General features: G+C 69.7%; 22 protein-coding genes and 1 pseudogene. 15 read left to right on the top strand and 8 right to left on the bottom strand.

The window, feature by feature from the left end; translation table 11 throughout:
- Window positions 1-21 precede the first annotated feature (21 nt).
- The 8 genes and pseudogenes from IEY14_RS03560 (at window position 22) to IEY14_RS03525 (ending at window position 6,662) form a co-directional block, all read left to right on the top strand.
- Window positions 22-504 carry a flavin reductase family protein gene (locus IEY14_RS03560; RefSeq protein WP_244639281.1) on the top strand — a complete coding sequence of 161 codons (483 nt, stop codon included), beginning with the start codon at window positions 22-24 and terminating at the stop codon, window positions 502-504.
- Window positions 505-593: 89 nt separating this feature from the next.
- Window positions 594-1,535 (top strand): AAA family ATPase, encoded by a 942-nt coding sequence (locus tag IEY14_RS03555; RefSeq protein WP_188906809.1) that lies wholly within the window; start codon window positions 594-596, stop codon window positions 1,533-1,535.
- Window positions 1,532-2,770, top strand: a complete 1,239-nt coding sequence (locus IEY14_RS03550) for a vWA domain-containing protein (RefSeq protein WP_188906808.1) — start codon at window positions 1,532-1,534, stop codon at window positions 2,768-2,770. Before IEY14_RS03555 ends, IEY14_RS03550 begins: the two co-directional genes overlap by 4 nt.
- A gap of 16 nt (window positions 2,771-2,786) precedes the next feature.
- Window positions 2,787-3,128: an XdhC family protein gene (locus IEY14_RS03545; protein ID WP_188906807.1), complete on the top strand. Its 342-nt coding sequence runs from the start codon at window positions 2,787-2,789 to the stop codon at window positions 3,126-3,128.
- Window positions 3,128-3,823, top strand: a complete 696-nt coding sequence (locus IEY14_RS03540; RefSeq protein ID WP_188906806.1) for an XdhC family protein — start codon at window positions 3,128-3,130, stop codon at window positions 3,821-3,823. Before IEY14_RS03545 ends, IEY14_RS03540 begins: the two co-directional genes overlap by 1 nt.
- A pseudogene (locus IEY14_RS03535) lies at window positions 3,820-5,429 on the top strand (NTP transferase domain-containing protein). Before IEY14_RS03540 ends, IEY14_RS03535 begins: the two are co-directional and overlap by 4 nt.
- Window positions 5,430-5,510: 81 nt before the next feature.
- The gene (locus tag IEY14_RS03530) at window positions 5,511-6,236 is read left to right on the top strand and encodes an SDR family NAD(P)-dependent oxidoreductase (protein ID WP_188906805.1); all 726 of its coding nucleotides are present in this window, start codon (window positions 5,511-5,513) and stop codon (window positions 6,234-6,236) included.
- 141 nt (window positions 6,237-6,377) lie between these two features.
- Entirely contained in the window at window positions 6,378-6,662 is a 285-nt protein-coding gene (locus tag IEY14_RS03525) for an usg protein (protein WP_188906804.1), read from the top strand.
- A gap of 16 nt (window positions 6,663-6,678) precedes the next feature.
- On the opposite strand, the gene radC is transcribed toward IEY14_RS03525, so the two are convergent.
- The 3 genes from radC to phaC all read right to left on the bottom strand — a co-directional run bounded on the left by radC (window position 6,679) and on the right by phaC (window position 10,245).
- Entirely contained in the window at window positions 6,679-7,437 is a 759-nt protein-coding gene (gene radC, locus IEY14_RS03520; RefSeq protein WP_188906803.1) for a RadC family protein, read from the bottom strand.
- Window positions 7,438-7,444: 7 nt separating this feature from the next.
- Window positions 7,445-8,296, bottom strand: coding sequence for a type I methionyl aminopeptidase (map, locus tag IEY14_RS03515; protein WP_188906802.1), 852 nt, complete (start codon window positions 8,294-8,296; stop codon window positions 7,445-7,447).
- A 110-nt stretch (window positions 8,297-8,406) separates the two neighbouring features.
- Window positions 8,407-10,245: a class I poly(R)-hydroxyalkanoic acid synthase gene (gene phaC, locus IEY14_RS03510; RefSeq protein WP_188906801.1), complete on the bottom strand. Its 1,839-nt coding sequence runs from the start codon at window positions 10,243-10,245 to the stop codon at window positions 8,407-8,409.
- A gap of 127 nt (window positions 10,246-10,372) precedes the next feature.
- Here phaC and IEY14_RS03505 point away from each other — a divergent pair, with 127 nt between their 5' ends.
- From IEY14_RS03505 to recJ, 5 genes are read left to right on the top strand one after another with little or no spacing between them, the layout of a single operon-like run.
- Entirely contained in the window at window positions 10,373-10,804 is a 432-nt protein-coding gene (locus tag IEY14_RS03505; protein WP_188906800.1) for a hypothetical protein, read from the top strand.
- A gap of 45 nt (window positions 10,805-10,849) precedes the next feature.
- Window positions 10,850-12,070, top strand: coding sequence for an LL-diaminopimelate aminotransferase (locus tag IEY14_RS03500; RefSeq protein ID WP_188906799.1), 1,221 nt, complete (start codon window positions 10,850-10,852; stop codon window positions 12,068-12,070).
- A gap of 41 nt (window positions 12,071-12,111) precedes the next feature.
- Window positions 12,112-13,416, top strand: a complete 1,305-nt coding sequence (locus IEY14_RS03495; RefSeq protein ID WP_188906798.1) for a homoserine dehydrogenase — start codon at window positions 12,112-12,114, stop codon at window positions 13,414-13,416.
- Window positions 13,417-13,462: 46 nt separating this feature from the next.
- Window positions 13,463-14,446 (top strand): class II fructose-bisphosphatase, encoded by a 984-nt coding sequence (gene glpX, locus IEY14_RS03490; RefSeq protein WP_188906797.1) that lies wholly within the window; start codon window positions 13,463-13,465, stop codon window positions 14,444-14,446.
- A 36-nt stretch (window positions 14,447-14,482) separates the two neighbouring features.
- Window positions 14,483-16,276: a single-stranded-DNA-specific exonuclease RecJ gene (gene recJ / locus IEY14_RS03485; protein ID WP_188906796.1), complete on the top strand. Its 1,794-nt coding sequence runs from the start codon at window positions 14,483-14,485 to the stop codon at window positions 16,274-16,276.
- Here the strand turns inward: recJ and IEY14_RS03480 are convergent.
- From IEY14_RS03480 to IEY14_RS03465, 4 genes are read right to left on the bottom strand one after another with little or no spacing between them, the layout of a single operon-like run.
- The gene (locus tag IEY14_RS03480; RefSeq protein WP_188906795.1) at window positions 16,273-17,028 is read right to left on the bottom strand and encodes an SH3 domain-containing protein; all 756 of its coding nucleotides are present in this window, start codon (window positions 17,026-17,028) and stop codon (window positions 16,273-16,275) included. The two genes, recJ and IEY14_RS03480, sit on opposite strands and share 4 nt — an antisense overlap.
- 47 nt (window positions 17,029-17,075) lie before the next feature.
- Window positions 17,076-17,666, bottom strand: coding sequence for a hypothetical protein (locus IEY14_RS03475; RefSeq protein WP_188906794.1), 591 nt, complete (start codon window positions 17,664-17,666; stop codon window positions 17,076-17,078).
- A gap of 6 nt (window positions 17,667-17,672) precedes the next feature.
- Window positions 17,673-18,410 (bottom strand): CbtA family protein, encoded by a 738-nt coding sequence (locus IEY14_RS03470; RefSeq protein WP_188906793.1) that lies wholly within the window; start codon window positions 18,408-18,410, stop codon window positions 17,673-17,675.
- Between the two features lie 13 nt (window positions 18,411-18,423).
- Window positions 18,424-18,633, bottom strand: a complete 210-nt coding sequence (locus IEY14_RS03465) for a CbtB domain-containing protein (protein WP_188906792.1) — start codon at window positions 18,631-18,633, stop codon at window positions 18,424-18,426.
- 189 nt (window positions 18,634-18,822) lie between these two features.
- On the opposite strand from IEY14_RS03465, the gene IEY14_RS03460 reads away from it, so the two are divergent.
- Together IEY14_RS03460 and IEY14_RS03455 are read left to right on the top strand one after the other, a co-directional pair.
- On the top strand, window positions 18,823-19,386 hold the full coding sequence (locus IEY14_RS03460; protein WP_188906791.1) for a histidine phosphatase family protein: 564 nt from the start codon (window positions 18,823-18,825) through the stop codon (window positions 19,384-19,386).
- 318 nt (window positions 19,387-19,704) lie between these two features.
- Window positions 19,705-20,106, top strand: a complete 402-nt coding sequence (locus tag IEY14_RS03455) for a response regulator (RefSeq protein ID WP_188906790.1) — start codon at window positions 19,705-19,707, stop codon at window positions 20,104-20,106.
- Window positions 20,107-20,157: 51 nt separating this feature from the next.
- Here IEY14_RS03455 and paoC read toward each other — a convergent pair whose 3' ends face one another.
- Complete coding sequence (paoC, locus tag IEY14_RS03450; protein WP_188906789.1) at window positions 20,158-22,365, bottom strand: aldehyde oxidoreductase molybdenum-binding subunit PaoC; 2,208 nt, start codon at window positions 22,363-22,365, stop codon at window positions 20,158-20,160.

Below are 22,365 nucleotides of genomic sequence, written 5' to 3'. Positions count from 1 at the left end.
CTCCAGCGTGCGGCCATCGCGATGACCATCGAGCCGAAAGCCTTCCGCGATGCGATGAGCCGCTTCGCCAGCGCCGTCCATATCGTGACGACGGATGGGGCGGCCGGGCGACGCGGCGTCACCGCGACGGCGGTGCTGGGCGTGTCCGATCGGCCCGCAACGCTTCTCGTCTGCCTCAACGCCGCGAGCGCCGCCAACGAGCGCTTCGGCGCGAACGGCAATTTCGCCGTGAACGTGCTGGCGGCCGAGCGCGGCGAGAGCCTCGCGCGCATCTTCGCGGGCGGCGATGCCGATCCCGCCGAGCGCTTCGCCCATGGCACCTGGAGCGCGGCGGCGACCGGCGCGCCGCTTCTCGCCGATGCGCTGGTCGGCTTCGACTGCCGCTTGGTCGAGGCGCGCCGCATTGCGACGCATCATCTCCTAATCGGCGAGGTCGAAGCGGTGCATGAAGGGGCGGATGCGCCGCCGCTTCTCTATCACGCACGCGGTTACCGCCTGCTCTAGGCGCTGTCGCGAAGCGCCTCGCGGCGCTTGCGAAAGCCGGGCCGGCATCCATATCCTGGCATGGGCCGAGGCGCCCGAAGGACGATGCCTTGTCGGATACGATCCGCTCCCATTCGACAGAAGCCCTGCCGGGCTCGATCGACGCGACCCTGGCGCTGCTCGAGGCGCAGGACTATGTCGCCGACCGGCCGCTGGCGACCGTCCTCTTTCTGGCGCTGCGCATGGGCCGGCCCCTGTTCCTGGAGGGCGAGGCCGGCACCGGCAAGACCGAGATCGCCAAGGTGCTGAGCGCGGCGCTCGGCCGCCCGCTGATCCGCCTGCAATGCTACGAGGGTCTCGACGTCGCCTCGGCGCTCTACGAATGGAACTATGCGGCGCAGATGGTCGAGATCCGCCTGCGCGAGGCGAGCGGCGACACGGATCGCGACGCGATGCGCGCCGGCATCTTTTCCGAAGCCTTCCTGATCCGCCGGCCGATTCTCCAGGCGCTGGACGGCGCGCCGGGCCGCGCGCCGGTGCTCCTGATCGACGAGCTCGACCGGACGGACGAGGCCTTCGAGGCCTTCCTCCTCGAAATCCTGTCGGACAATCAGGTGACAATCCCCGAATTCGGCACGATCCGCGCCGCCGAGCCGCCGATCGTCATCATCACCACCAATCGCACGCGCGAGATCCACGACGCGCTGAAACGCCGCTGCCTCTACCATTGGGTCGACTATCCGGCGGCCGAACGCGAATTGGAGATCGTGCGGCGCAAGGCGCCGGGCGCCAATGCCGATCTCGCTCGCGAGCTCGTCGCCTTCGTCCAGCGCCTGCGCGCCGTCGATCTCTTCAAGGCGCCGGGCGTCGCCGAGACGATCGACTGGGCGAATGCGCTGACGGAACTGAACGCCGTGGCGCTGGACCCGGCCAAGGTCTCGGACACGCTGGGCGTCCTCCTCAAATATCAGGACGATATCGCGCGGCTGGCGAAGGGCGAGGGGCAGGACATCCTCGCCGAGGTGAAGCGCGACCTCGCGCTGGCCGGATGAGCGAGGCGCGGAGCCCGGCCGCCGATCCCGAAGGGCGGCTCGCCGACAACATCACCTATTTCGCCCGCACCCTGCGCCGGGCCGGCATGAAGCTTGGGCCCGCCGCCGTGCTCGATGCAATCGCGGCGGTGCGGGCCGGCGGCCTGTCCTCGCGCGACGACTTCTACTGGACGCTGCATGCGGTGCTCGTCAGCCGCCGGGAGGACGAGGTGGTCTTCGCCGAGGCCTTCCGCCTGTTCTGGCGATCGCGCGATCTGATCGAGAAGATGATCGCGATGTTCTCTTCCACCGTCACCCGCGACACGGTGCCGGAAAAGAAGCGGGCCGGCGAGACGCGCGCGTCCGACGCGCTTCTCGAAGGGGCGCGGACGCGAGAGAGCCGGCAGACGCGGCCGGAGATCGAGATCGACGCGCGCTTCACCATGTCGGGCCGCGAAGTGCTCCGGCACAAGGATTTCGCGCAGATGAGCGCCAGCGAGGTCGAGGCGGCGAAACTGGCGATCCGGGCCCTGCGGCTGCCGGACGACCGGGTGCGGACGCGCCGCAGCCGCCCGGCGACGGGCACCGGGCGCATCGACCTGCGCCGCACCCTGCAAGCCTCGGCGCGGGGCGGCGGCGAACTGATCCTGCCGAAGTTCCGCGTGCCGCGCGAGGTCCAGCCGCCGCTCGTCATCCTTGCCGACATTTCCGGTTCGATGAGCCAGTATACCCGTATCTTCCTGCATTTTCTTCATGCGTTGGGTGAGCGGCGGCGTCACGTCCATACCTTTCTCTTCGGCACGCGGCTCAGCAATGTCACGCGGGCGCTGCGCCACAAGGACCCGGACGAGGCGCTGGAGCGCTGCTCGGCGGCGGTGAAGGACTGGTCCGGCGGCACGCGCATCGCCGAGGCTTTGCGCAGCTTCAACAAGGACTGGTCGCGCCGCGTCCTGACGCGCGGGCCGACCGTGATCCTCATCACCGACGGGCTGGAGCGCGACAGCACGGAAGACCTCGCGGGCGAGATGGAGCGGCTGAGGAAATCCTGCCGGCGCCTGATCTGGCTGAACCCGCTCCTGCGCTTCGACGGTTTCGCGGCGCGGGCGCGGGGCGTGCGCGCGATGCTGCCCTATGTGGACGAGTTCCGGCCCGTCCATTCGCTGGACGCGATGGAGGCGCTCTGCCGCGCCCTGTCGAGCCCGGCCGGCGCCGCGACCGATCCGCGCCGCTGGCTGGAGGCGGCCGAGGCCGCCTGAAACGGGAGGACGCGCCATGGACATCGACAGCATCGCCCCGGCCGAGCGCCTCGACGTGTTGCGGACAGCCGAGCGCTGGGCCGCCGAGGGCCGGTCCCTGGCGCTGGCCACCGTGATCGAGACCTGGGGCTCGGCGCCGCGTCCCACCGGCAGCCATCTCGTCATCGATGCCGAAGGCCGGTTCGAGGGCTCGGTCTCCGGCGGCTGCGTCGAAGGCGAAGTGGTGACCGAAGCGCTCGACGTGATCGCGGCGGGGCAGGCGAAGATACTGGAATTCGGCGTCGCCGACGAGACCGCGTGGCGCGTCGGCCTGTCCTGCGGCGGGCGCATCCGCGTCTATGTCGAGAAGCTCGGCTGATGGAGCGGGCGCTTCTTGTCGCCTTGAACGCCGAGCGCGCGGCGCGGCGCGCGGCCGTGGTCGTGACGGATCTCGCCAGCGGCGCGCAACGCCTGGTGCGCGAGGCGGAGGCGGCGGGCGACCCCCTGGCGGGGCCGATCGGCGAGGCTCTGCGCTCCGGCCGCTCGGCGACGATCGCGGCGGAGGCGGGCGAGATCTTCCTGAACGTCCAGGTGCCGCCGGCGCGCATCGTGGCGATCGGTGCCGTCCATATCGCCCAGGCGCTGGGACCGATGGCGGGCCTCGCCGGCTTCGACATCGAGATCGTCGATCCGCGCACGGCCTTCGGCACGCCGGAGCGTTTTCCGGGACTGAAGCTCTCGGCCGAATGGCCGGAAGACGTCTTCGCGCGCCAGCCGCTCGATCCCTATTCGGCCCTCGTCGCCCTGACCCACGACCCGAAGATCGACGACGGGCCGATCGCGGCGGGGCTGCGGGCCGGCTGCTTCTATGTCGGCGCGCTCGGTAGTCGGAAGACCCATGCCCGCCGTGTCGAACGGCTCGTCGCGGCGGGGTTCGGCGAAGCGGAGATCGCCCGGATCGAGGCGCCGATCGGCCTCGATATCGCGGCGGCGACGCCGGCCGAGATCGCCGTCGCGATCCTCGGTTCGGTGATCCGCGCCTTCCGGCGGCGCGGCCTGGAGCGCGCCGCGTGAGGTTCGGCCCCTGGCCGCTCGCCGGGGCGGAAGGCGCGATCCTCGCCCATGCGGCGAAGCTCGAAACCGGCCGCATCGCCAAGGGCACCCGGCTCGGCCCCGACGAGATCGCGCGTCTCGGCGCGGCGGGCATCGCAAGCGTCACGGGGGCGCGGCTCGATCCCGGCGATCTCGCCGAGGACGAGGCGGCGGCGGCGCTCAGCGCCGCGCTCGCGGCAGACGGCATCGAGGCGGCGCCGGCCGCGACCGGGCGCGTCAATCTCTTCGCGCGCGGCGCCGGCCTTCTCGTGGTCGAGCGGGCGTCGGTCGATGGCGTAAACCGCGTCGATGCCGGCCTGACGCTGGCGACGCTTTCCGAATTCGCGCCCGTCGGCGAAGGCCAGATGGTGGCGACGGTGAAGATCATCCCGCTCGCCGTGCCGGGCGAGGCGGTGCGCCGGGCGGCAGCGCTGCTTAGGGCGCGGCCGGCGTTGCGGCTGGCCCGCTTCCGGCCGCAGCGCGTCGCGCTCGTCCAGACGCGGCTCGCCGGGCTGAAGGAGAGCGTTCTCGACAAGACGCGGCGCGTGACGGACGAGCGGCTGGCGCCCGCCGGTTCGGCGATCGTCGAGGAACGGCGCTGCGATCACGCGGCCGAGGCCCTCGCGGATGCGCTCACGAGCCTCGGAGACTGCGATCTCGCGATCGTCTTCGGCGCCTCGGCGGTGATCGATGCCGAGGACGTGATCCCGTCGGCGATCCGTCTCGCCGGCGGCGATGTCGACCATCTCGGCATGCCGGTCGATCCGGGCAATCTGTTGCTCGTCGGCCGCTTCCGGGACCGGCCGATCCTTGGAGCACCGGGCTGCGCGCGCAGCGCGAAGGAAAACGGCTTCGATTGGGTTGTAAACCGTTTGCTGGCCGATATTCATGTCACGTCCGAAGACATCCGGGCCATGGGTGTAGGCGGGCTCCTCGCCGAGATCCCGTCGCGCCCGCAGCCGCGCCAGCCGGCCGGGCGATGAACGAGGCGATCGAGATCCTGCTTCTCGCCGCCGGCCGGTCGAGCCGGACCGGGCGGTTTCACAAGCTCCTTGCGACCTTCGACGGCGAACCGCTGGTGCGGCGCTCGGCGCGGGTGGCGCTCGGCGCGACGGCGGCACGCGTCAGCGTCGTCCTCGGGGCGCGCGCGGCGGAAATGGCGGCGGCGCTCGAAGGCCTGCCACTGGAGCTGCGCCACAATCCCGACCATGCGGAGGGCCTGTCGACTTCGCTCAAGCTCGGCTTTTCCGGCCTGCGCGAGATGACTCTTGGCGTGGTGATCATGTTGGCCGACCAGCCATTTCTCGAAGCGGGCCATCTCGACCGCTTGATCGCGGCGTTCCGGCCGAGCGGCCGCGGCTCGATCGTCGTGGCGACCGATCGCGGAAAGCGCTTCAACCCGGTTCTCATCGGAACGCTCTATCGCGATGAAGTCGCTCGGCTGCACGGCGATGTCGGCGCGAAATCGCTCCTCGCCGCTCACGCTCCTTTGGTGATCGAGGTGGAGATCGGCCGGGCTGCCAGCTTCGATGTCGACACGCCGGACGCGCTGGCTCTGGCCGGCGGCCGGCCGCCGGGCGCGAATTAGGCGCCGCGCCGCGCGCAGTCGCCGCACTTGGCGAAGCCGGCGCCCGCCGCACTTGCGCGCGAAAGCGAACGAGGTGAGGCGATGGGACATCATCTGATTTTCGGCGGCAATGGCGGGATCGGCGAGGCGGTGGCCGAGCGCCTGCGGGCGAGCGGCCACGAGGTGACCATCGCCGGCCGCAACGAGCCGGAACTGCGGGCGGTGGCCGAGCGGATCGGCGCGCGCGCCCTCGTCTGCGACGTGCTGAAAGACGAGGACCTGACCCGCCTCGCGGAAAACATCGCGGACGGGCTGGACGGACTGGTCTTCGCGGTGGGCACCATCAACCTGAAGCCGTTCGAGAAGCTGACGGAAGAGGACTTCCTCGGCGATTTCCGCCTCAATGCCGTGGCGGCCGCGCGATCGGTCCAGGTCATGCTGCCGAAGCTCCGCGCCGCGAAGAACGGTGCCAGCGTGCTGCTCTTCTCGACGGTGGCGGTGGAACAGGGCTTCGCCGCCCATGCCTCGATCGCGATGGCGAAGGGCGCCGTCGCGGCGCTGACGCGCACGCTCGCCGCCGAACTCGCGCCCGAGATCCGGGTCAACGCGATCGCCCCGTCGCTGACCGACACGCCGCTCGGCCAGAAGGTGGCGGGCAGCGAACGGATGGCGGATGCGGTGGCGAAGATGCATCCGCTGCCGCGTCTCGGACGGGCCGCCGACATGGCGGCAATGGCCGAACTCCTTCTCACCGCCGAGGGCGGCTGGATCACCGGTCAGGTCATCGGCATCGACGGCGGCCGTTCGACCCTGCGCGTGAAAGGCTGATACCCGCGCGCGCTGATCGCGGAACGGGCAGGGTGGCGCGATGCCCAGAACCGAGGCGGCGATAAGCCTCGGTTAATCGTCGGGGCGCAGCATCGATGGGCCGGGCGGGATGCCTCCCGGCCGAACCGATGGAGCGTAACGATGCAGACACGTCCTGTCGCCGATCCCGACTTCCAGAAGATGCTGTCGGGCTTCAGTCTGACTACCGCCAAGATCCACTATCGGATGCCCGATCATCCGTCCTTCCTGCAGACCTTCCTCTGGCAGTTCACCGATATCGCGCCAGACTATCCGCGCCTGATGCGCTTCCTCGACCATTGGCGACGCGAGGTCGAAGCCGCCATCCATTCCGTGGAGGTGATGCATCGCGGGCTCATCGCGCCGCACGAGATCCGCATGGTCACCGATCTCGGCAAGCTGCACTGAGGCGGACGGGCCGCGCTCAGAAGAGCTTCAGGCCCTTCATGCTCGTATGGCCCGACGTGCCGATGATGACGTGATCATGGACGGCGATGCCGAGCGCCTTCGCGGTCTCGGCGACCGTCCGCGTCATCTCGATATCGGCGCGCGACGGTGTCGGATCGCCCGACGGATGGTTATGGACGAGGATCAGGGCGCTCGCCGAGAGTTCGAGCGCGCGCCGCACCACCTCGCGGGGATAGACCGGCGTATGGTCGACCGTGCCGGTATGCTGCACCTCGTCGGCGATGAGCGCGTTCTTCTTGTCGAGAAAGAGGATGCGGAACTGCTCGCGGGTCTGGTGGGCCATGGCGGCATTGCAATAGTCGATCACCGCCGACCAGGAGGACAGGACCTCGCGCTGCCGGATGGCCGAGCGCATCGCCCGCTCGTTCACCGCGCGCACAATGCGGAAGTCGAGCGCCGTCGCTTCGCCCATGCCGCTCACCTCCCGCAACCGAGCCTCCGGCGCGTTCAGCACCTCGGCGAGGCTGCCGAAGCGTTGCAGCAGCGCCTTCGCCAACGGCTTGGTGTCGCGGCGGGGAATGGTGCGGAAGAGAAGGAGTTCGAGGAGTTCATAATCGGCCAGCGCGTCCGACCCGGCTTCCGCGAAGCGCTCGCGCAGCCGCTCGCGATGGCCGTGCTGATGGTTGGCGAGCGAGGGCGGCAGAGCCGCGTCCTCCTCGACGCCGAAAGGGAGCGATCCTTCGGTCGTCGTTCCCCCGTCGGGTCGCCGCTTCACGGCGGCCTCAGCCGGCGAGGCTGGCCTGTTCCTCGGTGCCGAGCCCGGGCGTGTCGAGGCCGGCGGGCGAGAAGGTGAAGACCTCGCAGCCGGTTTCCGTCACGCCGACCGTGTGTTCGTACTGAGCGGAGAGCGTGCGGTCGCGCGTCACGGCGGTCCAGCCGTCATGCAGCACCTTCACATGCGGCCGGCCGAGATTGATCATCGGCTCGATGGTGAAGATCATGCCGGGGCGCATCTCGGCACCCTCGCCGTGGCGCCCGTAATGGAGGACGTTCGGCGCGTCGTGGAACAGCCGGCCGACGCCATGGCCGCAGAAGTCGCGCACCACGGAACAGCGCTCGCCCTCGGCATAGATCTGGATCGCCGCGCCGATATCGCCCATCCGCGCGCCCGGCTTCACTTCGGCGATGCCGAGCATAAGCGCGCGATAGGTCACCTCGCAGAGCCGCTCGGCGGCGCGCTTCACCTTGCCGACGAGATACATGCGCGAGGCGTCGCCGTGATAGCCGTCGACGATCAGCGTCACGTCGATATTGACGATGTCGCCGTCGCGCAGCGGCTTCTCGTTCGGGATGCCGTGGCAGACGACATGGTTGATCGAGGTGCAGACGCTCTTCATGTAGCCGCGATAGTTGAGCGTCGCCGGCAGAGCGTCGTTCTCCAGCGCGAAGCGCAGCACGAAATGGTCGATCTCGTCGGTCGTGACGCCCGGCTTGACGATGGCGACGAGCGCGTCGAGGCAGCGCGCCGTGAGCTGGCAGGCGCGCCGCATGCCCGCGAAGGCCTCGGCATCGTAGAGACGGATGGCGCCCGTGTTGCGGGCGGGAAGGATTTCGGCTTCGAGGTAGCTGGTCATCGCGGGCCTGATGGGTTCCGGCGGAGGGGCCGCAGAAGGGTCATGTCGCATCGATCGGCCGAAGCTTCAAGTCTTCCGGCCGGGGCCGGCCGCATCGCGGCGGCCGGGTTTCAGCTCTTCATACGGACATAGGAGCCCGGCGCGTCCTCGATCGGCGTCAGTCGCCGGCCGCCCGGCTTGCGCGCCTTCACCCGCCGGCCGGATTGCGGCTCGACCCAGGCCTGCCAATGCGGCCACCAGGAGCCCTTGGTCTCCTCCGCCCGGAGCAGCCATTCCTCGTAGGGCATGTCGTCCGAGGGGCGGGGGCCGGTCCAGTACTGGTACTTGTTGCGGTCGGGCGGGTTCACCACGCCGGCGATATGGCCGGAGCCGGTGACGACGAAGGTGACGTTCGGCCCGAGGAAGCGGCTGCCCGTATAGACGCTGAGCGCCGGCGCGATATGGTCCTCCCGCGTCGCGAGATTGTAGATCGGGATGTCGATGCCGGAGAGATCGACGCGCTGCCCGCCGATCTCCATCTCGCCCCGCGACAGGCGGTTCTCCAGATAGCAGTTGCGCAGATAGAACATGTGGTTGGCGCGCGGCATGCGCGTCGAATCGGCATTCCAGTAGAGAAGGTCGAAGGGCATCGGCTCCTTGCCCTTCAGGTAGTTGTTGACGAAATAGGGCCAGATCAGGTCGCCGGCGCGCAGCATGTTGAAGGCCGCCGCCATGCGGCTGCCGTCGAGATAGCCCTTCGTGCGCATGGCGTTGTCGAGCGTGGCGAGCTGGTCCTCGTCGACGAAGACCTTCAGGTCGCCGGCATGGGTGAAGTCGATCTGGGTGGTGAGGAAGGTCGCCGACCGGATGCGCCCGTCGCCGATGGTCTTCAGATAGGCGAGGGCGGCGCCGAGCAGCGTGCCGCCGACGCAATAGCCGATCGTGTTCACCTCGCGCTCGCCCGTCGCCTTCTCCACCGTGTCGAGGCCGAAGACGATGCCGTCATGGATATAGTCCCGCCAATCCTTGGCGGCGTGCTGCTCGTCCGGGTTCACCCAGGACAGGACGAAGACCGTGTGCCCCTGTTCGACCGCCCATTTGATGAAGGATTTCTGCGGGCTGAGATCGAGGATGTAGAACTTGTTGATCCAGGGCGGCACGATCATCAGCGGGCGCTTCAGGACGGTCGGCGTCGCCGGCTCGTATTGGATCACCTGGCAGACCTCGCTCTGGGCGACGACCTTGCCGGGGGTCAGCGCCATGTCGCGCCCGACCTCGAAGGTGGAATAGTCGGCCTGACGCAGGCGCAGGCTGCCGCGCCCCGCCGCCATGTCCTCGGCGAACATGCGCATGCCGCGCACCAGGTTCTCGCCGTTCGACTTCACCGTGTCCCGCATCAGCTCGGGATTGGTGAGGACGAAGTTCGATGGCGAGAGCGCGTGGCTGATCTGGCGCATGTAGAAGGCGGCCTTGCTGCGCGTGTGCTCGTCGATGCCCTCCGCCTCCTGCACCAGTTCGTCGGCCCAGTCGGAGGTGGTGAGGTAGAAGCGTTTCAGCGCGTCGTAGAACGGATTGGCCGTCCATTCCTCGTGCGCGAAGCGCTTGTCGGCGACGGCGGCGGGCGGGGTGGCGGCCGGGGCCTCCTCGCCGCTGAGGCGCTTCACCGTGTCGTTCCAGACGCCCAGATAGCTCGCCATCAGGTTCGACTGCGCTTCGGCGGCGCGCCGGGGGTCGGAGAGCCAGAAATCGGCGACCTTCGACATGGTCGCGAAGAGTTCGGGAATGCTCACCGGACCATTGTCGACCACTTCGCCGCGCTCGCGCGGCTCGACCCAGGCGGAGGCCGCCTTGCCCATGAACTCGATCACATGCGCCATGTTGCGCGTGAAGGCCTCGGGATCGGACACGACGTAGGACCCCGGCGCCCCGCCCGGCGCGGCCTTGTCGGCTCGGTCTGCGGTCGATGACATGATCTCTCCTCCACGCGCATGAACCCGGCGCCTTCGCGCCCGCTACCCTTCCGCTTCGCGACGGGTTCCCGCCCCCTCGCGATTCGGATATGAGGTTAAATATGTCTCGGCGTTCAAGGTAACGACAATGACCTCTTGGTCCCGGATTTTATTGCTCGCCGGCATGCTCGGCCTCACGGCCCCGCTCGCCGCCTGCAATATCATACCGCCCGAAGGGCCGTCGCTCCTGGCGCAGCGTCCCGACCGAAATTTCGGCCCTTCCGCCCAGCGGCTCGACAAGGACGGCTATCCGCTGCTCGGCGCCTTCCCGAACCAGGCCGCGCCGCAGCTGGACAGCGCGGCCGTCGCCAGCGACCGCCAGAGCCTGCTCGCCTCCGGGCGCGCGCAGAATGCCGAGGTCCGCTCCGCCGCCGCGGAATATCAGCAGTCCGTCGCGCAGGCGAAGAAGATCCGGGCGCAGCATGAGGCGAACGTGACGGAGCTCACCTCCATCGAGGTGCAGCAGAACGCCGCCCGCAAGACCAACGACGACGTGCTGCGCCAGATCGAGGGGCGCTGACCGCAGTAGCTACGTGGCCCCGGGAAAGGGCCGGGGCGAGGACCGATGACAGAAGAATTCCACAAGATCCGCCGACTGCCGCCTTATGTCTTCGAGGAGGTGAACCGCCTCAAGGCCGCCGCCCGTGGGCGCGGCGCCGACATCGTGGATCTCGGCATGGGCAATCCCGACCTGCCGACGCCGAGCTTCGTCGTCGACAAGCTCTGCGAGACGGTCCGCGATCCGCGCACCCATCGCTATTCGGCCTCCAAGGGCATCGCGGGCCTGCGCCGCGCCCAGGCCGCCTATTACGAGCGCCGGTTCGGCGTGAAGCTCGATCCCAACCGTCAGGTCGTTGCGACGCTCGGCTCGAAGGAGGGCTTCGCCAACATGGCCCAGGCGATCACCGCGCCGGGCGACGTCGTCCTCTGCCCGAACCCGACCTATCCGATCCACGCCTTCGGCTTCCTGATGGCGGGCGGCACGATCCGCTCGATCCCCGCCAAGCCCGACGACGAGTTCCTGGCGGCGGTGGACCGCGCGGTGCGCCATTCGATCCCGAAGCCGCTGGCGATCATCCTCAACTATCCGTCGAATCCGACGGCCTATGTCGCCGATCTCGACTTCTATGCCGAGGTCGTGGCGCTCGCCCGCAAGCACAACATCATCGTCCTGTCCGATCTCGCCTATGCGGAGATCTTCTTCGAAGGCGCGCCGCCGCCCTCGATCCTCCAGGTGCCGGGCGCGATCGACGTCGCGGTCGAGTTCACCTCCATGTCGAAGACCTTCTCCATGCCGGGCTGGCGCATCGGCTTCGCCGTCGGCAACGAGCGGCTGATCGCGGCGCTCGCCCGCGTGAAGTCCTATCTCGACTACGGCGCCTTCACCCCGATCCAGGTCGCGGCGACGGCGGCGCTGAATGCCGGCGACAACGCCATCGCCGAGGTGCGCGCCATCTATAAGCGCCGCCGCGACGTTCTGGTCGAAAGCTTCGGCCGCGCCGGCTTCGAGGTGCCGCCGCCGTCCTCGACCATGTTCGCCTGGGCGCCCATCCCCGAGCCCTATCGCCGCCTCGGCAGCCTGGAATTCTCCAAGCTCCTGGTCGAGAAGGCGGATGTGGCGGTGGCGCCCGGCATCGGCTTCGGCGAGCATGGCGACGACTACGTGCGCATCGCTCTCGTCGAGAACGAGCACCGCATTCGGCAGGCGGCGCGCAACATCAAGCGGTTCCTTGCGCCGGCGCAGGAAGCACGGCAAAACGTCGTCCCGCTCAGCCGCACGGCATGAGCGCCCGAAAGGGCGCTCCCTCCGCTTAGACAAGGAATCCCATGTCCAGCCCGTTGAAACTCGGCGTCGCCGGTCTCGGCACGGTCGGCGCGTCGCTCGTGCGCCTGCTCGGCGAGAACGGCGAGGCCTATGAGCGGCGCAGCGGCCGGCCGATCGCGGTCGCGGCCGTCGCCGCCCGCGACCGCGCCAAGGATCGCGGCATCGATCTCGGCGCCTTCCAATGGTTCGACGATCCGGTGGAACTCGCGGCGAAGGCCGAGATCGACGTCTTCGTCGAACTCGTCGGCGGGGCCGAGGGCGCCGCGCTGGAATCGGTGAAGGCGGCGCTCAATCGCGGCCTGCCGGTGGTCACCGCCAACAAGGCGCTGCTCGCCCATCACGGCGTGGCGCTCGCCAAGCTCGCGGCGCGCAAGAACACGGTCATCGCCTTCGAGGCGGCGGTCGCCGGCGGCATCCCGATCATCAAGACGCTGCGCGAGGCGCTGCGCGGCAATATGGTGAGCCGCGTCTACGGCATCCTCAACGGCACCTGCAACTACATGCTGACGCGCATGGAGCGCGAGAAGCTGAGCTTCGAGGCCTGCCTCGCCGAGGCGCAGCGGCTCGGCTATGCCGAGGCCGATCCGACCTTCGACATCGGCGGCTTCGACGCCGCGCACAAGCTCACCATCCTCACCTCGCTCGCCTTCGGCTCGGAGATCGATCTGGAATCGGTCTTCATCGAAGGCATCGAGCGGATCTCCGCCGAGGATATCGAGGCGGCGGCCGAGCTCGGCTTCCGCATCAAGCTCCTCGCCGTGGCGCAGCGCACCGAGAGCGGCATCGAGCAGCGCGTCCATCCGGCGATGATCCCGGCAAGCTCCGCCCTGGCGCAGGTCGACGGCGTGACGAATGCCGTCGCCGTCGATACCGATCTTCTCGGCTCGATCCTACTCGCCGGCCCCGGCGCCGGCGGCAATGCCACGGCCTCGGCGGTTCTTTCCGACGTGCTCGACGTCGCGACCGGCGCCCGCATCCCGACCTTCGGCGTCGCGCCGACCGGGCTCGTACCCTATCGCCGGGCGCGGATGCGCGCGCATGAGGGCGGCTACTATATCCGGCTCACCGTGCACGACCGCGTCGGCGTCTTCGCCTCCGTCGCCCGCCGCATGGCGGAGAACGCGATCTCCCTGGAATCGATCGTCCAGCGCAAGCGCGCCGGACACGAGGCCGATGCCGAGGCGCCGGTGATCCTCATCACGCACGAGACCACCGAGGCGGCGGTGCGCAAGGCGATTGACGCCATCTCCCGCGATGGACATCTATCCGGTGAACCGCGCATGATCCGCATCGAGCCGCTGGATTGACGGCGGATCGCGGCGACCTTCCATCCTCGGACCTTGGACGACACCCTTGAGCGCCACCTCGCTTGACCGGATCGATCGCGGACTGACGATCGAGATCGCGCGCGTCACCGAGCGCGCGGCCGTCGCGGCGGCGACCCTTCGCGGGCGCGGCGACGAGAAGGCCGCCGACCAGGCGGCCGTCGACGCCATGCGCTCGGAACTGAACACCCTGCCGATCGACGGCCGGATCGTCATCGGCGAGGGCGAGCGCGACGAGGCGCCGATGCTCTTCATCGGCGAGAAGGTCGGTACCGGGCATGGGGCGGCGGTGGATATCGCGCTCGACCCGCTCGAAGGCACCACGGTCTGCGCCAAGAACCTGCCGAACTCGCTGGCGGTGATCGCCATCGCCGCGCGCGGCAGCCTGCTGAACGCGCCCGACGTCTATATGGACAAGATCGCGATCGGCCCCGGCTATCCGGAAGGGCTGATCGACCTGTCGCGGCCGGCCCCCGACAATCTGGAAGCCCTCGCCAAGGCGAAGGGCGTGAAGGTGCAGGAGATCACCGCCTGCATCCTCGATCGCCCGCGCCATGCGCAGCTTATCGAGGATGTCCGCTCGACCGGTGCCGCCATCCGCCTCATCGGCGACGGCGACGTCGCGGGCGTCATCCATACGTCCGACCCGGACGAGACGGGCATCGACATCTATCTCGGCATCGGCGGCGCGCCGGAAGGCGTGCTGGCGGCGGCGGCGCTGCTCTGCGTCGGCGGCCAGATGCAGGGACGCCTGCGCCTCGACACGTTGGACAAGCGGGCGAGGGCCGAGGAGATGGGCATTTCCGATCCCCACCGGATCTATTCGCTGCAGGACATGGCGCGCGGCGACGTCGTCTTCGCCGCGACCGGCGTCACCGACGGCAACCTTCTGAACGGCGTGCGCTTCTATCGCGACCGGATCGAGACCCATACGGTGGTGATGCGGTCGGCGACGAAGACCTATCGTGAGATCGTGGCGAGACATTACGATCGCGGCAAGTTCGGCCTCTGAATGGCGGGACTCGCCGCGCGGGGAATGGAGCGGGGCATGAGCGGCGCCGGTCCGCGCCTGTTCCTGAATGTCGGCCGCTCGCTCACCGGCCAGCGCTGGCTGCATGTCCTCGACGCGCGCGCCGAAGCGGCGGCCCTGCGCATGGCGCAGGAGACGGGCCTGCCCGAGATCGTCTGCCGCGTGCTCGCCGGCCGGGGCGTCGCCGTCGAGGCGAGCCGCGCCTTTCTCGCGCCGACGATCCGCGACCTGATGCCCGATCCCTCGACGCTGACCGCGATGGACGCGGCGGCGGCCCGGCTGGCTGACGCGATCGAGCGGCGCGAGACGATCGCGATCTTCGGCGATTACGATGTCGACGGCGCCGCGAGTTCGGCCCTTCTCTGGCGCTATCTCGCCGAGTTCGGCCTGCCGCCGACGATCCGCATCCCGGATCGCATCAGGGACGGCTACGGCCCCAATCCGCGTGTCATCGGCGAACTGATCGATGCCGGCGCGACGCTGATCGTCACGGTGGATTGCGGCACGTCGAGCCTCGACGCGCTCGGCGAGGCGCGGCGGCGCGGGGTGGATACGATCGTCCTCGACCACCATCAGCCGGGCGAAACGCTGCCGCCGGCCTTCGCGATCGTCAATCCGAATCGTCAGGACGATCTGTCCGGTCTCGGCGCGCTCTGCGCCGCCGGCGTCGTCTTCATGACGTTGACGGCCCTGTCGCGCGAGCTGCGCCGACGGGGGCGCGATCCGCGCGGCCTGCCCGACCTCATGGCGCTGCTCGACCTCGTGGCGCTGGCGACGGTCTGCGACGTCGTGCCCCTGACCGGCCTCAACCGCGCCTTCGTCATGCGCGGTCTCGACGTGATGCGACGGCAGGAGAAGGCGGGCCTGCGGGCGCTCGCCCGTGTCGCGCGCCTCTCCGGCCCGATCGATCCCTATCATCTCGGCTTCATCCTCGGCCCGCGCATCAATGCCGGCGGCCGGATCGGTCAGGCCCATCTCGGGACCCGTCTCCTGACGATCGAGGACGAGGCGGAGGCGGGCGAGCTCGCCGACGAGCTGAACCTTCTCAACGAGGAACGGCAGGGCATGGAACGGGCGATGCTCGCCGAGGCCGAGGCCGAGGTTCTGGCCGAGATCGGCGGCGGCGAGGGGCCGCCGATCCTGATCGGCGCCCGGGCGACCTGGCATCCGGGCATCGTCGGCCTCATCGCCGCGCGGCTGAAGGAGCGCTATCGCCGCCCGGCCTTCGCCATCGCCTTCGACGCGTCGGGGCGGGGCACCGGGTCGGGCCGCTCGGTGCCCGGCTTCGATCTCGGCGCGCTCGTCCGCCGGGCGGTCGATGCCGGTCTTCTCGTCAAGGGCGGCGGCCATGCGATGGCGGCGGGCCTCACCATCGCGCGCGAGCGTCTCGGCGACTTCCGCGATTTCGCCGAAGCGGCGGCCGGCGCGGCCGAAGCGCTCGGCGAAGGCCAGCACGACCTGCTGCTCGACGGCGCCCTCTCGGCCGGCGCCGCGACGACGGATCTCGTCGCGCGGCTGGAAAGCGCCGGTCCCTATGGCGCCGGCCATCCGCAGCCGATCTTCGCGCTGCCGCGCCATCGCGTCGTCTCGGCCTCGGTGATGGGCGCGGGCCATGTGCGCGCCAGCCTTCAGGGGGCCGACGGCACGACCCTGTCCGGCATCGCCTTTCGCGCCGCCGAGACGGCGCTGGGCACGCGGCTCCTCCAGCGCGGCGAGGCGCTGCATCTCGCCGGCACCCTGTCCATCGACCGCTATCGCGGGCAGGATTCCGTGTCGTTCCGGATCGTCGATGCGGCGGAGATTCCGCGCTAGCGCGGCATCGCGCCGGCGTCCGCCGTCGCCTCGCCGGCGAGGAAGCGGCCGTCCACCCAGCCTTCGCTGCCGCTGCGCAGACTCTTCACATAGCGCCAGTCGCCGGCCGCGCGCATGACGAGAACCGACGAACCGCTGTCGATCTCGGCGAGACGCGCCGAGGCGCCGTCGGGCGCCGCATGGGCGGCGAGCTTGCGCGTCGCATGGCGCTGGGCGGCGCCGGAGGTCGCGAGATCCGTCGTGGTCGGTGGCGGCGGGGCGGCGATCGGTGCCGGCGCGGCCATGGGGGCGGAGCGCGGCGCGGCGGCTTCCATCGGCGGCTTGGCGAAGGGCAGCAGGGGCGCGGCCGCCGGAACCGGCACTTCGCCGCGCGGCGGAGGGAGCGCGACCGGCGGCCTCGGCACGGCGGCCGGCACGGGCGGGACGGGGCGGATCGATCCCGTCCGCTCCGGCGCCTCCGGCGTGGACACGCGGCGGACCGTCTCGCGCGTCGGCGCCGGGCGCCAGGGCGTGCTGCCTTCGATCAGCGCCGCGACGCGATCGCCGACCGCCTCGATCTCGCGGGTCTCGGGCTTCGCCTTCTCGGTCAGCGACATCGCGTAGCGGAGCGGGCGCCCGTCCGACACGGCCCAGGCGCCGGCGACCGCCACCGTCGCGAGCCAGCCGACGGTCGAGAACCAGCCGCGGCCGCCCGACCGCTTGGGCGGCGCGGCTTTCCGTGAGGCGGGCTTCTTCTTCGAACGTTCGGCCAATGCGAGCATCCCCCTGCGACGGCATCGGGGATCATCGCGGCGAAGGGTTAATGCCGGGTTCGCGACCGGTACCGGCTGCGGGCGAGGCCGGCGAGAAGCAGGACGCCGCCGGCCAGGGCCGCGAGGGGCGCGACGCCGGCTTGCGCGATCGGCCAGTCGGGCGCGACGATCCGTGCCGTATCGAAATCCTCCGCGCTATGGCGGCAGAGGACGAGCGAGGCGCCCTCGCTCAGCATGTCGCGCTCGATCCGCTCGGCGAGATCGGCGAGGGTAGCCCGTTCCGGCGTCAGCCGCCGCATCTCGACGATGAGCTGCCGCTCCGCCGCTAGCGTCGCGTGCATGCAGCCGTTGAAGGAACTTTCCTCGTTCGCGATGCTGCCCGGCACGAGTCCCCAAAGGCAGGCGGCCCGTTGCAGCGCGGCGTAATTGGCGATCCGGCGGAACCGTTCGTCGCTGCGCGGCTGCCGCGCGGCCTCCGCCAGGATCTCGCCGTTCCAGCGCTGCAGCACGGCCATCTGGCCATGGGTGAGGGAGGGTATGGCGATGCCCTCGATCGGTCCGACCGCGCCCGAGCCATGGGCGGCGGCCGGTGAGACGGCCGCCAGCGCGAGAAGCGCCGCCAGGAAGGCTCGACGCATGTCCGGTCAGCGCGCGCCGAGCGGCGACGGCCGTCGCCGGGCGGGCGCGAGCAGATGGTCCGCGAGGGCCCCGAAGCCGAGGCCGAGGCCGGCCCAGAGCACAGCATGGAGCCCGAGCGAGGCGATGCGGAAGCGCCAGAGGATCGTCGCCGAAAATTCTTCCGGCACTTCGTTGATCGCCGGCAGGGCGATGCCGGCGAGCCCGACGATCGCCAGGAAGACGGCGATGCCGGCGAGCACCGCGTTCCAGCGCCCGATCGAGAGAACCAGCCGCGAGACGAGCGAGGCGCCGGCGGCCAGCGCCGCGCCGGAAATCAGCAGCATGGCGAAGAAGAGCTGGGTGCGCGCCGCGATCGTCTCCTCGACGCCGACGGCCGGCGGATTGGCCGGATATTTCAGCTGCGGCACCAGAACGAAGGCGACGAAGCCGATCGCGGCGAGGATCGCGGCGATCGGACGCGGGCCCAGCCCGCCGAGGCGCCCCAGCGCGACGGCGAAGGCCAGCGCGAAGAGCCCGCCGAGCGCCGCGCCGTAGACGAGGAGCCCGGTCAGGAGGCCGATGCCGGCCTGCGTCGCCCGGCTGACGAGTTCAGGCTCGGCGGCGGCGTCGGCCGCTGCGCGCTGCGCCTCGAAGGCGATGGCATAGTCGATCTGCGGTTCGCCGAAGACGCGGGCGAACAGGAAGGCGCAAAGGCCGGCGAGGACGCCGGCCAGCAGGCCGCGCCAAAGGAGAGAGCGCACCATGGTCGTCTTTCCCTCAGTGGCAGGGGAAGCCGAGAAGGTGGCGGCCGTCATGCACGAATTCATGCACGGCCATGCCATGGATCAGCGAGGTCGCGCCTTCTTCGGCGCCGACGAAATAGATCGCGAGCAGCAGCAGCAGGCCGGCGAACACCGCCCAGGGCAGGATCTGCGCGAGCGGGATCGCCTCCGGGCGGATGGCGGGCGTAAGGTGGGTGTCGGTCATGGTCAGGCTTCCCTGGGATTGCGCGTCCCGAACGGCGTTCAAGCGATCCTCGCGGGCAGGTCTGACTTCCGATGGCGAGTTCCATCGGTCACAGTGGCGCGACCGTGCCGGGCTTCCACCGGCTTCCGCACCGCGATCGCTAGGGCTCCAGCCTTGGATGGTCGGGGCGGGCGTGTCAATGGATCGCTCATGCCGGCGCGCCTTTATCTTCTCTGCCAGGGCGCGACGCGCGCCACCCGCCTAGCCGCCTTTCCGGCGGACGAGCCTTTGGAGGACGCGGCGAGGGTGGCGGCGAGCGTCGCCGCCCGGCGATGGCCGCGCGTCGACGCGGTCGTGACGAGCCCGGCGCGCGCCGCGCGGGAGACCGCCGAGGCGCTCGGCCTCGTCCATGACCTGGAGCCGGCGCTCGGCGAGGTCGACTACGGGGCCTGGGCCGGGCGCCGTTTCGCGGATGTCGCCGCCACCGAACCCGGCGCGCTGGCCGCTTGGCTGGAGGATCCCGAGGCCCGGCCGGGAGGAGGGGGCGAATCCTTGGAGGAGCTCGACGCGCGGATCGGCCGCTGGCTGGACACGCGCCTGGCCTCCGACGGACGGATGCTTGCCGTGACCCACGGTGTGGTAATGCGCGCTGTGGTTGTTCATATCCTCAATGCGCCGCTGCGGGCCGCGCGATCCGTCGATGTCCAGCCGCTTCAGATGCTTGAGATCGGCAGCAACGGGCGACGCTGGACGATCCGCCAACTGAGCTCATAGGTATGAACAATCAAAGGTTGCAGATTTCGTGAAGGTCGTTCCCGTCCAGGCGTGTTTCAAGAAGCCGACAAAGTTGCAGCTTCCTTTTTTTCGACCTTAGATGGTATCTTCGAGCGTGAGGATCGTTCCAGTTCGGAGAGTCTCGCTGCGGCCTATACTGTGGCAACGGCGTTCCGTCGGGAAAATGACTTCCGAGTAACTTCGTGGCTAATGGGTTTTTGCGTGGGGCCGACCGATCATTCCTTTTATGGCGCAGTTGCGCTTCCCCGAGCCGGGCCCTTTAAAGCTATGGCGTGCGACCCTGAGGAACGATCCTAAATGGCGATGGAGCGCGATTTCACCGATCTGGCCGGCAAGCGGGTCCTGATCGTCGAGGACGAGCATTTCCTGGCGGAAGAGATGGCCCAGGCGGTGCGGAATGTGGGCGGCATCGTGCTGGGCCCGGTGGCGGATGTGGAAAGCGCGCTGCGCATCGTCGAGGAGGGGGGCGTCGACGCGTCGATCCTCGATATCCGGCTCGGCGACGACACATCCTTTCCGATCGCCTCCGCGCTGAAGGAGACCGGTGTCCCGGTGATCTTCGTCACCGGCTATGACGACTGGTTCATCCCGAACGATCTCGACGACATTCCCGTCCATCGCAAGCCGACCGATCCCGACAACGTTGTCCGCGTCCTGTTCAAGAACGCGAAGCAGGACGATCCGGCCGATCTCGAATGAGGGTGGCGGGAGCGGACGGCGGGACGGCTTCTCCCTCCCGCCGCCCCTCCGTCAGGCGACGTTCGGCAGACGGTCGATCAGCTTGTCGAGCGTGATCGGATAGTCGCGGACGCGAATGCCGGTGGCATTGTGGATCGCGTTGGCGATCGCCGCGCCGACGCCGCAGAGCCCGAGTTCGCCGCAGCCCTTGGCTTTCATCGGCGAGGAGGTCGGGTCGGCCTCGTCGAGGAACACCACCTCCTGATGCGGGATGTCGGCATGGACCGGCACCTCGTAGGTGGCGAGGTCGTGATTGGCGAAGAAGCCGCGTCGCTTGTCCACGGCCAGTTCCTCCATCAGGGCCGCGCCGACCCCCATCGTCATCGCGCCGATCACCTGGCTGCGCGCCGTCTTCGGATTGAGGATGCGGCCCGCCGCGCAGACCGCCAGCATGCGGCGCACGCGCACCTCCGCCGTCGCCGCGTCGATGCCGACCTCGACGAAATGGCCGGCGAAGGTCGATTGCTGAAAGCGCTTCGAGAGGTCGCCGAACTCGATCTTGTCTTCCACGGTGATCTCGCCGTCGCGCGCGGCCTCGGCGAGGGCGATGGCGCGATTGCCGGAGCGCACTTCGCCATCCTCGAACACGGCGTCGGCGGAATTGACGCCGAGCTTCTGCGCCACCGCCTCGCGCAGCTTTACGCAGGCCGCATAAACGCCGGCGGTGGACGAATTGGCGCCCCATTGCCCGCCCGATCCCGCCGAGATCGGAAAGCTGGAATCGCCGAGGCTGACCGCGACCATGCCGAGCGGCAGGCCGAGCATTTCCGCCGCCGTCTGGGCGATGATCGTATAGGAGCCGGTGCCGATATCCGTCATGTCGGTCTCGACCGTCACCACGCCGTCGCGGCCGAGGCGGACGCGCGCGCCCGAGGTCATGGTCGGGCTGTCGCGAAAGCCGGCGGCCATGCCGAGACCGACGAGCCAGCGGCCGTCCCGCACCGAAGCCGGCTTCGGGTTGCGGGCGCTCCAGCCGAAGCGCTCGGCTCCCATCTGGAGGCAGCGGACGAGCTGGCGCTCCGAGAAGCGCCGCTCCGGCTTCTCGGGATCGACCTGCGTGTCGTTGCGGATGCGGAATTCCACCGGATCGAGGCCGAGCTTCTCGGCCATCTCGTCCATAGCGATCTCCAGCGCCATCATACCCGGCGCCTCGCCGGGTGCGCGCATCGCATTGCCTTCCGGCAGATCGAGCCGGGCGAGGCGGGTGCGGATCTCGCGATGCGCGCCGGCATAGAGCATGCGCGTCTGATCGGCGGCGTTTTCCGGCCGGCCGTCCGGCAGGTTGCCGGACCAGGCCTCGTGGCCGATGGCGGCGATCCGCCCGTCGCGTCCGGCGCCGATGCGGATGCGCTGGATCGTCGCCGGGCGATGCGTCGTGTTGTTGAACATCAGCGGCCGCGTCAGCGCCACCTTCACCGCCCGCTTCGCCGCCCGGGCGCCGAGCGCGGCCAGGAGCGCGTCGGCCCGCAGGAACAGCTTGCCGCCGAAACCGCCGCCGATATAGGGCGAAACAAGCCGGACCTTTTCCTTCGGCATTCCAAGCGTCGTGGCGAGGTCGCCCGCGCCCCAGGCGATCATCTGGTTGGAGGTCCAGACGGTGAGCTCGTCGCCATTCCAGGCGGCGATGGAGGCATGCGGCTCCATCATCGCATGGGCCTGATCGGGGGTCGTGTAGGTCTCGTCCAGCCGCACCGGCGCGGCGCCGAAGGCGGCGGCGAAATCGCCGATGGTGGAGTCCGGCTCTTTGCCGCCCTCGCTTTCGGGCTTCACCGCCGCGCTGCGCTGCGCGGCGAGATCGAAGAGGCCCTTCGCCGTCTCGTAGCGCGGCTCGATCAGCGAGGCGGCGTGGCGCGCCTCCTCGAAACTCTCCGCGACGACGAGGGCGACGGCCTGATGGTAGTGATCGACCTCCGGCCCGGCGAGGAGCTTGGCGGCGTTGCGCTGGCCCTTGTCGAGCGGGCCGGCATTCTCCGCCGTGACGATGGCGAGAACGCCGGGCGCGCGGCGCGCGGCGTCGAGATCCATCGCCGCGATCCGGCCCTTGCCGATGGCGGCGCCGAGCACGTAGCCATAGGCGATATCGGGCGCCACATCGTGCCGCTCATAGGCGTAGGGCGCGGTTCCGGTCGTCTTGAAGCGGCCGTCGATGCGGTCGGCCGGCTGGCCGACGACGCGCATCCGGTCGATCGGATTGGTCGTGGCGGGCGTGTCGAACTTCAT

Source organism: Aureimonas endophytica (genome assembly GCF_014642635.1).
In the GTDB taxonomy this organism is placed as follows: Bacteria; Pseudomonadota; Alphaproteobacteria; order Rhizobiales; family Rhizobiaceae; genus Plantimonas; species Plantimonas endophytica.
This window is presented reverse-complemented; position numbering and strand designations above follow the sequence as displayed.

Coding starts and splice junctions, on each gene's coding strand:
- IEY14_RS03560 (WP_244639281.1), top strand. CDS start 22: ATGACCATCGAGCCGAAAGCCTTCCGCGATGCGATGAGCCGCTTCGCC.
- IEY14_RS03550 (WP_188906808.1), top strand. CDS start 1,532: ATGAGCGAGGCGCGGAGCCCGGCCGCCGATCCCGAAGGGCGGCTCGCC.
- IEY14_RS03545 (WP_188906807.1), top strand. CDS start 2,787: ATGGACATCGACAGCATCGCCCCGGCCGAGCGCCTCGACGTGTTGCGG.
- IEY14_RS03540 (WP_188906806.1), top strand. CDS start 3,128: ATGGAGCGGGCGCTTCTTGTCGCCTTGAACGCCGAGCGCGCGGCGCGG.
- IEY14_RS03530 (WP_188906805.1), top strand. CDS start 5,511: ATGGGACATCATCTGATTTTCGGCGGCAATGGCGGGATCGGCGAGGCG.
- IEY14_RS03525 (WP_188906804.1), top strand. CDS start 6,378: ATGCAGACACGTCCTGTCGCCGATCCCGACTTCCAGAAGATGCTGTCG.
- map (WP_188906802.1), bottom strand. CDS start 8,296: ATGACCAGCTACCTCGAAGCCGAAATCCTTCCCGCCCGCAACACGGGC.
- phaC (WP_188906801.1), bottom strand. CDS start 10,245: ATGTCATCGACCGCAGACCGAGCCGACAAGGCCGCGCCGGGCGGGGCG.
- IEY14_RS03505 (WP_188906800.1), top strand. CDS start 10,373: ATGACCTCTTGGTCCCGGATTTTATTGCTCGCCGGCATGCTCGGCCTC.
- IEY14_RS03500 (WP_188906799.1), top strand. CDS start 10,850: ATGACAGAAGAATTCCACAAGATCCGCCGACTGCCGCCTTATGTCTTC.
- IEY14_RS03495 (WP_188906798.1), top strand. CDS start 12,112: ATGTCCAGCCCGTTGAAACTCGGCGTCGCCGGTCTCGGCACGGTCGGC.
- recJ (WP_188906796.1), top strand. CDS start 14,483: ATGAGCGGCGCCGGTCCGCGCCTGTTCCTGAATGTCGGCCGCTCGCTC.
- IEY14_RS03475 (WP_188906794.1), bottom strand. CDS start 17,666: ATGCGTCGAGCCTTCCTGGCGGCGCTTCTCGCGCTGGCGGCCGTCTCA.
- IEY14_RS03470 (WP_188906793.1), bottom strand. CDS start 18,410: ATGGTGCGCTCTCTCCTTTGGCGCGGCCTGCTGGCCGGCGTCCTCGCC.
- IEY14_RS03465 (WP_188906792.1), bottom strand. CDS start 18,633: ATGACCGACACCCACCTTACGCCCGCCATCCGCCCGGAGGCGATCCCG.
- IEY14_RS03460 (WP_188906791.1), top strand. CDS start 18,823: ATGCCGGCGCGCCTTTATCTTCTCTGCCAGGGCGCGACGCGCGCCACC.
- IEY14_RS03455 (WP_188906790.1), top strand. CDS start 19,705: ATGGCGATGGAGCGCGATTTCACCGATCTGGCCGGCAAGCGGGTCCTG.
- paoC (WP_188906789.1), bottom strand. CDS start 22,365: ATGAAGTTCGACACGCCCGCCACGACCAATCCGATCGACCGGATGCGC.